Source organism: Nocardiopsis sp. ATB16-24, assembly GCF_030271535.1.
Taxonomy (GTDB): Bacteria; Actinomycetota; Actinomycetes; order Streptosporangiales; family Streptosporangiaceae; genus Nocardiopsis.
The window spans coordinates 22773-35929 of record NZ_JASCXJ010000029.1 but is presented as its reverse complement, the minus strand read 5'-3'; the positions used below and the strand labels follow the sequence as shown (position 1 = coordinate 35929).

Annotated in this window: 11 protein-coding genes; 9 read left to right on the top strand and 2 right to left on the bottom strand. The window is 70.7% G+C overall.

Annotated features, from left to right (window positions below; genetic code table 11):
• Nucleotides 1-425 precede the first annotated feature (425 nt).
• The 3 genes from PFX91_RS22210 to PFX91_RS22200 all read left to right on the top strand — a co-directional run bounded on the left by PFX91_RS22210 (nt 426) and on the right by PFX91_RS22200 (nt 4493).
• The gene (locus PFX91_RS22210) at nt 426-968 is read left to right on the top strand and encodes a GNAT family N-acetyltransferase (protein WP_285734924.1); all 543 of its coding nucleotides are present in this window, start codon (nt 426-428) and stop codon (nt 966-968) included.
• 131 nt (nt 969-1099) lie between these two features.
• Nucleotides 1100-2320, top strand: coding sequence for a coiled-coil domain-containing protein (locus PFX91_RS22205; protein WP_285734923.1), 1221 nt, complete (start codon nt 1100-1102; stop codon nt 2318-2320).
• Between the two features lie 103 nt (nt 2321-2423).
• Nucleotides 2424-4493, top strand: coding sequence for an FUSC family protein (locus PFX91_RS22200; RefSeq protein WP_285734930.1), 2070 nt, complete (start codon nt 2424-2426; stop codon nt 4491-4493).
• Between the two features lie 17 nt (nt 4494-4510).
• On the opposite strand, the gene PFX91_RS22195 is transcribed toward PFX91_RS22200, so the two are convergent.
• Nucleotides 4511-5164: a cyclase family protein gene (locus PFX91_RS22195; RefSeq protein ID WP_285734921.1), complete on the bottom strand. Its 654-nt coding sequence runs from the start codon at nt 5162-5164 to the stop codon at nt 4511-4513.
• Nucleotides 5165-5464: 300 nt separating this feature from the next.
• On the opposite strand from PFX91_RS22195, the gene PFX91_RS22190 reads away from it, so the two are divergent.
• The 6 genes from PFX91_RS22190 to PFX91_RS22165 all read left to right on the top strand — a co-directional run bounded on the left by PFX91_RS22190 (nt 5465) and on the right by PFX91_RS22165 (nt 12600).
• Nucleotides 5465-6148, top strand: coding sequence for a lysophospholipid acyltransferase family protein (locus tag PFX91_RS22190; RefSeq protein WP_285734919.1), 684 nt, complete (start codon nt 5465-5467; stop codon nt 6146-6148).
• 352 nt (nt 6149-6500) lie between these two features.
• A complete protein-coding gene (locus tag PFX91_RS22185; RefSeq protein WP_285734928.1) occupies nt 6501-7847 on the top strand; it encodes an FAD-dependent oxidoreductase in 1347 nt (448 codons plus the stop codon).
• A 390-nt stretch (nt 7848-8237) separates the two neighbouring features.
• The gene (locus PFX91_RS22180) at nt 8238-10910 is read left to right on the top strand and encodes a penicillin-binding transpeptidase domain-containing protein (protein ID WP_285734917.1); all 2673 of its coding nucleotides are present in this window, start codon (nt 8238-8240) and stop codon (nt 10908-10910) included.
• A 363-nt stretch (nt 10911-11273) separates the two neighbouring features.
• Entirely contained in the window at nt 11274-11597 is a 324-nt protein-coding gene (locus PFX91_RS22175; protein ID WP_285734915.1) for a hypothetical protein, read from the top strand.
• Nucleotides 11598-11685: 88 nt separating this feature from the next.
• On the top strand, nt 11686-11934 hold the full coding sequence (locus PFX91_RS22170) for a hypothetical protein (RefSeq protein ID WP_285734913.1): 249 nt from the start codon (nt 11686-11688) through the stop codon (nt 11932-11934).
• 90 nt (nt 11935-12024) lie between these two features.
• On the top strand, nt 12025-12600 hold the full coding sequence (locus tag PFX91_RS22165; RefSeq protein WP_285734911.1) for a CAP domain-containing protein: 576 nt from the start codon (nt 12025-12027) through the stop codon (nt 12598-12600).
• 169 nt (nt 12601-12769) lie between these two features.
• Here the strand turns inward: PFX91_RS22165 and PFX91_RS22160 are convergent, their stop codons facing one another.
• Nucleotides 12770-13114: a DUF3040 domain-containing protein gene (locus PFX91_RS22160; protein WP_285734909.1), complete on the bottom strand. Its 345-nt coding sequence runs from the start codon at nt 13112-13114 to the stop codon at nt 12770-12772.
• Nucleotides 13115-13157: the final 43 nt, after the last annotated feature.

Below are 13157 nucleotides of genomic sequence, written 5' to 3'. Positions count from 1 at the left end.
CCCGCTCGGCCGGGCGGGTCTCCCCGCACGGCTGGGGCCTGCTACCGGGCGCTCCGGCGCTTACCCGGACGGGACTTACACCCGCTGGCCTGACACAGCTTTCAGGACGCACCATGCGCCCACGCTAGGACAGCACGAACGTGTTTTCGGGTGGTTTCGATTGGATTGCACCTGTTTGGGAAGTGATTCCGAACACGCAGAGCGACAACCCGAGTGACCTTCCCCACCCACCACAGAAGGAAAGAACTTCATTTATTCCCCCAAGGTCATCTCAGCGATCTCTTTCCCTGTGTCGCGCACGCCCCGACCGAAGCCGCCACGTACAGTCGAGACCACAGCTCAACCACGGATCTATTCGTGAGAACCGCGGGGGATCAGCACGTCACGCTGATGGAACGGGTGAGAAGAACATGCAAAATTCGCTGATGACCAAACCTCGGTCGTCCGACCTCGGCGTTCTGCGCTTTCGTTACCTGGGAGCGCACGAGGTGGAGGAACTGGCGGATCTGTGGGGCGCCCTCCACCAGCAGCACACGGTGACCGCTCCGCACCTGTCCGACATCATCAGCACCGTGACCATGGACGAGTCCTGGCGACGCCGCCGCGCCCAGTACATCGACTGGCTCGCGGACCCCGACACCATGGCCATCCTGGCCGAGAACGGCGACGACCTGGCCGGGTACACGATGGTCACCGTCCGTGAGAACACCCACGGCAGTTGGGACCGGGGGGAGCGCGTGGCCGTCGTGCAGACCTTCGCCATCGATCCGGAGTACACGGGCACCGAGGTGGGCTCCAAGCTGCTGGAGGAGGTGCGCCGCCAGCTCGCGGGCATGGGCGTGCGCGACATCGAGTTCTCCGCGCTGGCCACCGCCTCCGAGGACATCCGTTTCCTGGAGCGAGAGGGTTTCCGTCCCTTCGTGACCACCATGGTCTGCCGGGTGGACGGTTTCGGCGCACACGACTGACCGGCGCCGCACCGCGGCCGGTCCAGAGCACGCCCCCGTACCGCTCCTGTCCGGTACGGGGGCGCCGTGCGTCCCCGCCCCAGGGACGACACGCCCCGTCCTCGGGACGGGCGAAGCGCTACGCTCGGCCCGTGGCCTCCGACTCCAACACCTGTAACTTCCCCGGATGCGACCGGCCGGTGCCCCGCGCCTCCTCGCCCGGCCGTCCGCCCCAGTACTGCGACCTTCCCGAGCACACACGTTGGCGGGCCTGGAAGGAACGCCAACGTCTGGCCCAAGAGGCCGAGCGGGCCGAGGAACAGACCCGGGCCGCGCAGGAGCCCACCACGGCCCCCTCCCCCGTGCCCGGCGCCGAACCGGTCACCGCCGCCCGACTACGCGCGGACGACCTGCTGACCCGCTTCGCCGTGCAGAGCGAACAGCTCACCGCCACGCTCCGGGCGGCGACGGAGGCCTTCTCCACCATGACCGACCCGGCCGCGGCCGAGGCGCAGGTGGAGGCCGCCCGTCTGGCCGGGGCCCGACACGCAGCCGAGGCCGACGCCGCTCGTCTGGAGGCGGAGAACCGCCGCCGTGAGGCCGAGCGGGCCCGACGTGCGGCCGAGGAGGCCGCCGCCTCCGCGGTCGCCGCCACCCAGCAGGCCGAGCGCATGGCGGAGGAGGCCCTCTCCGCCAGGGACGCCGCCGAGGCCGAACGCGACCGGCAGCGCGAACTGGCCGAGCAGGCGTCCGCCGAACGCGCGGCCGCGATCGCCGAGGCCAACGCCGGCCTGGCCGCGGCCGAACGCCGTATCCTCGCACAGGAGGCCAGGGCCCGCGAGAAGGCGGAACACGAGCGGGCCGAGGCCGCCCGACGCCTCCGGCGGGCCCACGTCGAGATCGACGCGCTTCGCGCCGAGGTCGCCGAGCACGCCCGTCGACACGACGAGGCCGCTCTGGCCGTCGAACGGGCCGAGGATCGGGCCGAGCACGCCGAGGAACAGGCCCGCCAGTCCGCCCGGACGCTGGCCTCCGAGCGCGAGCGCTTCGACGCGGAACTGGACCGGGCCGGTCGACGCCTGGAGGCGGAGCGGGAGGCGTCCGCCGCCGACCGCGAGCGTCTGACCGCTGAGCTGGAGCGACTCCGCGCCGACCGCGAGCGCCTGACCGAGGAACTGGACGCCCAACGCAGAGGGGCCGAGCTCAGTCTGCACGAGGCCCGGGAGGCCGCCGCCGCCCGTCTGGCCCTGGCGGAGGAGGCACGCGACCGGGCGCTGGAGCGCGCCGAACAGGCCGAACGCCTCGCGGAGCAGGCACGGGCCGACCGTACCGAGGACACCGGGGCACGCGGCACCACCACCGCACAGGCGTGACGCTTACCCTGCTGTATGTCTGAAAAGGCACTTAGGTACTGATTTGCCCCGCTCTAGGATGGAAATCGTGCGAGATCAGGGAACCACTGGTGACACCGGACCGATGGATCTGGGCGGTTCCCTGGAAGGTCCCGCACGCGCTCTGGTGGGCGAACGCCCCCGCCCGCGCGTGGACCTCAAGGCCCTGTTCGGTCTCCAGTCCGGATCATGGGCCTGGGCCACCGCGGTCAAGGCGACCCTGGCCATGTCACTGTCCTTCTCCCTGGCCGCCTGGATGTTCGGCACCGAGATCGGCACGCTGGCCGCCCTGGGCTCCATGACGGTCCTGTACGAGAAGAAGACCCCCTACGTCTACCGGTCCGCCGCGCTGGCCCTGGTGGGCCTCGGCTTCGTGGCCAGCGTGGCCCTGGGCTCCCTGGCCTCGGCGCTGGCCCCTTGGGTCCCGGTGCTGTCCATCGGCCTGACCGCGGGCGTGGCGACCTGGGTGTGCGCCGCCTGGAGGGTGGACCGCCCCGGCCCCCTGTTCTTCGTACTGGTGGGCGCGATCTCCACCATCGCCCCCGGCGGACTGGTCGACGTCCCCCTCCACGCCGCCGTGGCCGCCCTCGGCGCTGCCGTGGGCTGGTCGGTGTCGATGGCGGGCGCACCGGTACGCGCCCGCCACCCCGAGTACCGCGCGGTGGCCGAGGCCTACCGACAGCTGGCGTCCCTGCTGCGGGCCGTGGGCACACCCGATCTGGACCACGACCAACACGAGGCCTCCGTGGCGGTGGCCGAGGCCTGGCGGATCGTACTGCTGGCACAGACCCGTGGTTATCGCACCACGTCCGAGGCCGCCCGACTACGCGCGTTGCTGCGATGGGTCTCCGACATCCACCTGGCCGTCACCCAGGTGGGTCTGGCCCGCACCACCCCCCTGCCCGAGAAGGCGGCCGACTTCGCCGAGCGTCTGTCGTCGGCCGTGGCCGACCCCTCCCGTGCTCCCGACCCCGCGGAACTGGACGAGCTGCGCAGGGGCATCCGACCCCGCACCTTGGAGTCCAGGCTCTACGGCCAACTGGCCCGGGCCGCGCAGGCCACCCGCCGCGCCTCCCACGACGAGGACGACGAACGGGCCGAGACCCTGCACGACGAGCGCTACCCGGCGCTGTGGGACTCACTGCGCTCCAGCCTGGAGACGGACTCGCTGGTACGACCCACCGCCCTGCGCATGTGGATCACGGTCACCGCGGCCTGCGCTTTCAGCCTCTTCCTGGGACTGGACCGCTACTACTGGGTGGGTCTGACCGCGACCACCGTGCTACAGGCGGGAAACGTGGTGCTGACCATGAACCGCGCCCTCCAGCGGTCGCTGGGCACGTTGGCGGGCGTGGTCGTCGGTGCCGCGCTGATCGCCCTGCACCCACCGCTGGCCCTGGTCATCGTGCTCGCGGCGGTGTTCCAGGGGCTCACCCAGTTGGTGGTGGGCCGTAACTTCTTCTACGCGTCGATCCTGGTGACTCCGATGGCCCTGTTGCTGTCCGCCACCGCCGCCCCCGAGCCCATCACCGATCTGGCCCAGTCCCGGATCATCGACACCGTGGTGGGGTCGGTGTTCGGTCTGCTCGGCTCGGTGCTGCTGTGGCGCGGGACCTCGGCCACACGTCTGCCCCAGGCCATCGTCAACGTGCTGCGGATCTCGCGCGAATGCATCCTGGCCGTGCTGGACCCGGACGTGAGGATCGGCCCCAAGCGTCGCTATCAGTTGCGGCGGGACATGCGGGCGGCACTGGTGGACCTGCGCGGGGTCTACGACAGCGCGATCGGCGACGTGCCGCGTGCGGCGTCCACCCGACCCCTCTGGCCGGTGGTGGTGGCCACCCAGCGCACCGGCTATCTGGCGCTGTCCGCCCTGGCCCGGGACCGGCCCGAAACGGCGGGCACCATCACACTGCAACGGGTGGACCTGGCCTTCCGGGAGCTGATCGCCTCCCTGGAGGAAAGACGCACCCCCCGCATGGGCGCCCTTCCCCGGCTACCGGCCTACCCGCGGATCAACATGGAGTTGCGGGCGCTGTCCAACGCGATGACCAGCGCCGTCGCACAGGATCGACGCGCGGCGCTTCAGGAGGCCGAGCGTCGGGCCCAGCGCGAACGGCGCCGGGCCCAAAAGGACGTGGACGCCGACCTTTGAGGCGCCCCGGTCCGCGCTCAGTCCACGCGGGCGAAGGCCCGCACGGGAAAGGCCGCCATCCCTCGGACCTTGGCCGGGACCGCGAAGAAGGTGAACCCCCGGGCGGGCAGCCGGTCGAGCAGGCACAGGTGCGAGACCACGGGGATCCCCGCGGCGAGCAGGACGGCCAGCGCGGGCCTGGCTCCCTCGACCGAGGGCGAGGTGTCGTCCACACCGACCGCGTCGGTGCCCACCAGAGTGGCGCCGCCGTCGACGAGTGTCTTGGCCGCGGTCTCGGTCAGGTACGGATGCCCCGGCCGCCCGTAGGCCTCGGTGCGCCAGTAACGGTCCCAGCCGGTGCGTACCAACACGGCGCGTCCGTGCACGTCCAGACCGTCGAAGAACTCCGGACCGACCTGGGAGGCGGAGGTGACGTCGACGACCACACCGGGCAGGTCCGCCACGCGGGACAGGTCGAGGTCGGCGAGGTCGGCGCCGTCGCGGTAGCGGTGGGCGGGCGTCTCCACGTAGGTGCCGGTCGCACCGACCATCGACACACGCCCGGTGCTGTCACCGTGACCATGCGCGGTCCCCGGGGCCGAGGTGTTCTCCTGGATGTCCGGTTCCGGTAGCCCCGGACGGGTGATCATCCCCTTGGTGATCTGGTGGCTGACGTCGACCAGTTTCGGCATGGCTGTTTCCTCGCTCGCGTCGGGGAACGACCTCTGACCTGCACCAGAGGCCCAGGGCATGCTGTGGGGCACGCGTGCTGCCGGGCGGAGCCCGCCGAACACGCCCTCGACCAGAAACCCTAGCGGCTGTGACGTGGCGCACGGCAGTGTTCAGGGGAGCCGATTTCACCCGGCCGCACGCCCTTCCGTTCCCAGGTCCCCTCACCCCGCGATCCCGCTAAGCTCGAAAGCGCGCGGACCACCACGCCCCCGAGGTCCGCGACACCAGCACGGACCCGCCATCACCGAGAAGAGCGATCAGTGTCACTGTACGGAGCCGCCAAGACCGTCATCGCGCCCGCCTCACGTCTGATGTGGCCCCAGCGGGTGGAGGGCGTGCACAACGTCCCGCGGCACGGCCCGACGATCCTGGCGGTCAACCACCTGGCTCTGATCGATCCCCTCTTCGTCGGTGTGGCCTGTCCGCGGCCCGTGCGCTTCATCGCCAAGCAGGAGCTCTTCGACGAGGGAACCCTGCCTCGGCGGATGTTCACCCGCGCCCTGCGCGCCATCGGCCAGCTCTCGGTGGACCGGCGTCCGGGTCAGAGCGCGCAGGAGGCCATGGACAACAGCCTCAAGGTGCTGGAGAGCGGAGAGGTCTTCGGGATCTTCCCCGAGGGCACGCGTTCTCCCGACGGCCGTCTCTACCGCGGCCAGACCGGACTGGCGTGGCTGGCCCTGACCACGGGCGCCCCCGTGGTGCCGGTGGCGCTGGCCGGCACCGACCGCATCCTTCCTCCCGGCCGGAAGGTGCCCTCCCTCAACCGTGTGGGCGTACGGTTCGGCGAACCGGTGGACCTGTCGGCGTGGCACGGGCAGGCCCACAAGGCGCGCCCACGCCGTGCGGCCACGGACGCCATCATGGACGCCATCGCCAAGTTGTCGGGACAGGAGCAGGTGCCCCGCTTCGCCGCCTCGGTCAAGGCCGAGCTCCCGCGACACTGATCGTCGTCCTCGACCACGGAACCGGCCCACCGTTGGACGCCTGGACTCCTCGGACCGTGACTTTCCCCACAGCGCGCCCGGGATCCGAGCGTCACGGCCATGGCGGTTGATCTGTGTTCGCGCCCCCGGCGGGCAGGGCGGCACGACCCTCGAACCCGCCCCTGCCTGCGATGACGCCCTCGTGCGGCCCCGCCGGCCACGAGCGGCGATCGGCACCGTGAGAGGGATTCTCTACCTCTATAGTAGGGTTTCTTGGTGCCACCACCGAATATATTAGGTAAGCCTTACCTTTCAATGGCGTCCGAACCCTGACGCGAAGACTTGGAGCTGTGCGATGACGCGACCACTGCGAGTGGGGATCATCGGTGCGGGCCCCGCGGGCATCTACGCCGCCGACCTGCTCACCAAGGACGAGACCCTGTCCGCGTGCGGCACGTCCGTCAGCATCGACATCCTCGACAAGCTGCCCTCTCCCTACGGCCTGGTCCGCTACGGCGTCGCCCCGGACCATCCCCGGATCAAGCAGATCCAGGGAGCCCTGCACAAGATCCTGGACAAACCGGAGATCACCTTCTACGGCAATGTCGAGTACGGCGTGGACCTCAAACTGGAGGACCTGCGCCACCACTACGACGCGGTCGTCTTCGCCACCGGCAGTGACCGTGACCGCCCGCTGGACATCCCCGGCATCGACCTTCCCGGCAGCCACGGCGCCGCCGACTTCGTCTTCTGGTACGACTCCCACCCCGACGTCCCGCCCTCCTGGCACGTGGACGGCACCAGCGTCGCCGTGATCGGCGCGGGCAACGTCGCCGTGGACGTGGCCCGCATCCTGGCCAAGGACGCCGACGACCTGCTGGACACCGACATCACCGACAACGTGTACGAAGGTCTGCGCGCCAAGCGGATCACGGACGTGCACGTCTTCGCCCGCCGTGGCATCGCCCAGTGCAAGGCCACCCCCATGGAGCTGCGCGAGTTGGACAAGCAGCCGGGCGTCGAGGTCATCGTCTACCCCGAGGACTTCGACATGGACGAGGGCAGCCTCCAGGCCTGCGAGAACTCCAACCAGGTCAAGACCAACGTCAAGGTCCTCCAGAACTGGGCCATCCGCGAACCGCGCGGCGCCGAACACCGCATTCACCTGCACTTCCTGCACAGCCCGGTGGCCGTGCTCGGAGAGGACAGGGTCACGGGCCTTCGTACCGAGCGCATGGAGCTGACCGGTGACGGCAACGTCCGGGGCACCGGCGAATACGTCGACCACGAGGTGCAGGCCGTGTACCGCGCCATCGGCTACCTGGGATCCCCCCTGGTGGACCTGCCCTTCGACGAGGAGCGCGGTGTCGTTCCCAACGCCGAGGGCCGGGTCCTGGACCTGGACGACGAGCCGATCAACGGCGTGTACGCCACCGGATGGATCAAGCGCGGTCCCGTCGGCCTCATCGGGCACACCAAGGGCGACGCCCTGGAGACCGTCACCCATCTGGTGGCCGACCGTGAGTCCCTCGTTCCGGCGACCGATCCCGAACCGGCCGCCTTCCGCGCCCTGTTGGAGGAGCGGGGCGTGCGGTACACCACCTGGGAGGGCTGGCAGCGCATCGAGACCCGCGAGGAGGAACTGGGCGCCGAGCGCGGACGCAAGCGTCTGAAGCTGCTCTCCCGCGAGGAGCAGACCAGGATCGCACGCCAGGAGTAGGAGCGTGTCCGCCGAAAGGAGCCAGGCCCTCCCAGCCGGTCCCGCTCCTTGCGCGGGACCGGCCGCCGAACCTCCCCACGGACCGCGCCCCGGCGTGAGATTGCGCATGTCCATGGCCCCCGGGGGAACGGAACAACGGCCCGGCCCGATGAGTTAGAGTCACTGTTGGTCGGTGTGGTAGCAAGTGTCCCCCGGGCCTCAACCACTGCCTTCGCGGAATACCGCGTTCGGCCCCGCCCCCGGGTGGGTGACCGGGCGGTCAGGAGCCCCGTTGTGCCCCGCGCCGAGAGGCGACCGCCACACCGGCCCTCGACCTCGTGCCCTGCTCCCACCGAGGTGGGGGTGGGGCATCGTGGTATCTCCCGCACATCCAGCGAAGGACGGTCAGGCGTGGACGAACGGTCCCCCCGGCAACCGGATTCCTCCGGGCCGCCCGAAGAGTCGGACGAGGCCCCGGCGCGCGCTCCGCGCCCCGAGAACCCCTACCGCATCCCCCAGCGCCCGCCCGGGGCGCCTCCGGCGGGTGTGGGAGGCTTCGGCGGTCGTGGGCCAGGGGAACCGTCGGCGCCCTCGGGCGCCCCCTACGCGACGGACCCCGGCGAGTACTCCGACGAGGGCAACCCCTACCGCGGCAAGGGAGCCTCCCCTCCGGAGGCGCCCGAGACACCGCCCCGGACCCAGGGGGATGCCCGAGCCCCCTGGACCTCTCCCGTCGATGAGCCCTCCGAGCACCCCCACCAGGACTTCCGAGGGGCGCAGACCTCCTCGGCACGGTGGGGCGGCTCCGAGAACGACAGAACGTCCGGTGGCTCTTGGAGCGGGACGTCGGAGGAGCGAGGGCCCTCCGAGTCCTGGCGAGCACCCGAGGAATCCTCCACCTCCTGGTCCGACTCCCCGGGAACGCAGCCCCCGCCTGGCGGAAGATCCGAGGAACGCCGGTCCTGGGAGGCCCTGTCGACCTCGGCCTCGGACCGCCCCGAACACTGGGACACCCCCTACCCCTCGGTGCAGGGCCCCTCCCGAACCTGGGACGAATCCTCCGACGACGGCTCCCGGCCCCCCGCGCCCGTGCACGACTCCTGGCAGGAGGCGCCACGTGAGGGAGCCGACCCGTCCGGACCATCCGAAGCGGCGCGTGGGGACACGACCGACCACGGGGACTCCTGGGAGGAGGAGCCCTACCGGGGCGAGCCCGTGTACCACGGTGACACCCCCTACCCCGGCGGCACCTCCCTCTCTCAGGAGGGCCACGACCCTCACGCGGCCTCGGGTCACCCGCGGGAACAGCGCCCCGACGCGGGCTTCGAGTACCTCTACAGCGATGGCACGACCGCTGACGACCATGACGGTCCCGGATATCCGGAGGAGGACCGCCACCCCTCCGCTCCCCCTCCGCCGCGTAGGTCCCGACGCGGTCTGCTCATCGGCGTGGTCTCGGCCGTGGTGGTCCTGCTGCTCGTCGGCGGCGCGGCCTCCTGGTACGTCCTGACCCTGCCCCGGCCCGAGGAGGCCACCGCCGAGTACGAGGCCGCGTGGGAGGCGCAGGACTACGAGCGTCTGGCCGCGGTCACCACCGGCGGCGACGCCGCGACGGTCCTCGGCGGTATCGACGCGGGCCTGGGCGTGGAGTCGATCGACGTGGAGATCGACGCCCCGAGCACGGAGGGCCGCAACGGCCACGCCTCCTACGAGGTCACCGTGGGACTGGCCAACGCCGGCGATTGGGGGTGGGAGGGCGAACTCCCACTGGTACGCGAGGACGGCCGGTGGTGGGTGCGGTTCTCCCCCGAGGTCGCCTACCCCGGACTCGGCGAGGGACAGGTCCTGGCCCGTACCGCTGTGTGGGGGGAACGCGGGAAGATCCTGGCCTCCGACGGAACCCGCCTGGACACCCCGGACGTCTCCGGTTCGTTGCAGATGATCGTGGGTTCTCTGGGAGAGGCCACCGAGGAGGACCTCGAACGTCTCGGCCCGGCCTACAGCGTCGGTGACACCGTGGGCCTGGACGGCCTCCAACGCACCTATGAGGAGCGGCTGGCCGGTGAGGCCGCCACGACCATCGTGATGGTCGACGCGGCCGACGCCGAGGACACCGCCTCCCTGGAGGTCACCGAGGAGAACACGGTGGCCACCCTGGACGGGTCCGACGGCGAGGACATCGTCACCAGCATCGACATGTCCGTCCAGAACGCGGCCGCCAACGCCATCATCGACTCCGAGGATCCGGCGGGCATGGTGGCCGTGCGCCCCTCCACCGGGGAGATCCTGGCCGCGGTCAACGTGCCCGGCGGCTTCAACCGGGCCTTCGAGGGCCAGTACCCGCCCGGCTCGGCGTTCAAGATCGTGTCCTACAGCTCCCTGCTGGACGGCGGCATGACCATGGACACCGCCATGGACTGCCCCAAGGAGTACGACCTGGGCGGCTGGCCGTTCCGTAACGCCGGCGGCGCCGAGTACGGGGCGCAGACGGTGGTGGAGGCGTTCGCGACCTCCTGCAACACCTCCCTGGTGGCGGAGGTCGGCGAGCGGCTCGGGTCGGACACCCTCCAGGCCAGTGCGGAGCAGTTCGGCATGAACGCCCCGTTGGACATCGGTGTGCCCACGTTCGAACCGACGTTCCCGCCGGTGGACAGCAGCACCATGTTGGGCGCACAGAGCATCGGCCAAGGACAGGTCCTCACCTCGCCACTGCACATGGCCACGGTGCCCGCAGCGGTCGCCGACGGTTCCTGGCGGCACCCGGTGTTGGTGACCGAGCCCGCCCAGGAGTCCCTGCCCGAGCCCCGGCAGATCGCCCACGCCGAGTCGCTGCGAACGATGATGCGCGCGGTCGTCACCGACGGCACCGCCAAGGACGTCCCCTTCCAGGGCGAGGTGCACGGCAAGACCGGTACGGCGGAGTACGGCACCGCCGAGGACGCGGACGAGGACGACGAACTGCCCAGTCACGCGTGGATGGTCGGTTACAAGGGGGACGTGGCCTTCGCCGTGGTGGTCGAGGGCGGTGGCGGTGGCTCCGCCGTGGCCGGCCCGCTGGCGGCCAGGTTCACCAACGCTCTTTGACCTTTCCTGGTCGTGGAGAACGGCGCGTACCGACAGTGCCGGTACGCGCCGTTCGTTTCGCCAGGCTCGGACACGCGGCCCTTCCCCCTGAGGGACTCGGTGTGCCCCTGCCGTGACGATGCCGTGAGCGACCGCACGTACTCGGCCGGAGAGTCTTCGCGCATGTGTCCACTCGAACAGGGAAACCCGACCCCAAAACGAACGTTCATTACTTTAAGCTACCGATGCACTACTAAGTGTTATGGGAGTGGTCCTCAGGGCACTTGTACGGATGGCGCCAGGAGAACGGTCCCCCAGGTCTCGAGACGGGGGACTGGCGCCATCGGGCCGGTAGATAGCTGGTCCGCCTCGAAAGGAAACAGGATGAACCGTAAGTCTCTCACTCGGATCGCCTTCGCCGCCGTCGCCGTCCCGGCTCTGGCCTTCGGCGCTCCGGCCACCGCCCTGGCCGACAGCTTCTTCTCGGCCGAGGCCACGGCCGCCGGCCCCAAGGGCGCCCACAGCCACAGCGTGACGGCCGGTGCCTTCGACGACAACGGCTGGGACCGCGACCACGACCGTAAGGGCAAGGACAAGGACAACGGCTGGGACCGCGACAACGGCGGCGGCTCCTTCTACCACAAGGACGCCTCCTGGGCGGGCCCCCACGGTGCCGGTTCCTTCGACCTCATCAGCGCTGCGCGCTAGCGAGTCCTGGTTCTGTCGGGCGCGGCGGCCTCGTCAGCCGCCGCGCCCGGCGGGCGTTCGCCGACCGACCCGAGGAGAGGAAGGACCGATGAGCCCACTACGACGAGCTCTGACCCTGACCACGCTGGCATGCGGCCTGGCGTTGGGCGCGTCCTCCGTCGCGCTGGCCGACGCGAGTTTCGAGCACAGCATCGGCTTCGCCAACGCCGAGGGGGCCAAGCTGACGGTGCTCCGCACCCATGTGGGGGACGACGGAAAGGTCACCTACACGTACGTGACCTACACCGCCAACGCCCACGGTGCTTCGGTGGACAGCGTCACCAGTGCCGCCAAGTGAGTTTCCGCGTGGGCGGACGGTCTCCTTGGCTGTCCGCCCCTGGTGTGTTCGGGAGTCCGACCGGACCCCGTGCACGGAAGGTAGAAGGACATGCGAAACAGAGTGGTACGAGGCTCGGTGCTGGGGATGGCGATGGTCCTGTGCTGCGCCGGCGTGTCGGGGGCCGCGGACCCCGACGTCTTCGGAGATCTCGGACCTCCGTCGTCGATCGCCTGGCCGGGCACCGGTTGGCCCTCGCCCTGGTCGGAGAACCTGACCGAACATGGCGACGCCTGGCCCGAGGCCGAGGAGAAGGTCGTGCGACTGGTGAACGAGGAGAGGTCCCGGGCGGGGTGCGATCCGCTCGAGGTCGACGAGGTGCTCGGCCAGGCGGCACGAGAGCACAGCCACTCACTCGCCCGTGACGGGGCCGGGCCCCGGAAGGGGTCCTTCCACGACTCTTCCTCTTCGGCCGGCGACCGTGCCCGCGACAAGGGCTACGACCGCACCGCGGGTGAACTCACGGCCGGCGGCTACGACACCCCCGAGGACGTGGTGCGAGCCTGGACCGGCCGGTCCGGCATGGGGAGCATGCTCACCAACTGCGACGTGAAGGAGACCGGTGTGGGCGTGGTGCGCGCGGACGACGGCCCCTACTGGACCCAGATCCTCGGCTACGGCTCCTGAGCAGACCATCGGTCGCACGTCCCTCGCGGACACGTCGGTGGGCGGGTGCGCGGCGGTACCTCCGCGCTCCCGCCCACCGACGCCCGCCGGGGTCCGCGCCGCCCGGTGGAGGGCTCTTGACGACCGGGCTCTCACGCTATCGCGTCCTCGTCACGGCGCCCCGGCCCGCTCAGGGCGACCCGACCGGCTCCGACGCCGGGCCGGTGTCCACGCGGTCGGCCTCGGGCACCGTGTCGTCGGTGCTCTCCGACGTCCCCGCGGGCGCCGGAGTCGAAGCGGGCGGTTGCGGTGTACTCGGAGTGAGCACGAACAACAGCACCAACAGCCCCGCCGTCACGGCGGCGATCAGTCCGCACGCCACCCACGGCCTCCAACCGGCGAGGCTGGGATCGGCCGGGGCGTCGGGGTCCCCTGCCCCGAAGGACTCCATCCGCCCGGCGAGGTCCGGATCCTCCTCGCTGAGCTGTCGCTCGATCTCCTTGAGGATCCTTCTCTCATGCTCTCTCAGGGACATGGCACCCTCCTCAGCCACTGGGGGAAGGACTGTCGTCACCAGG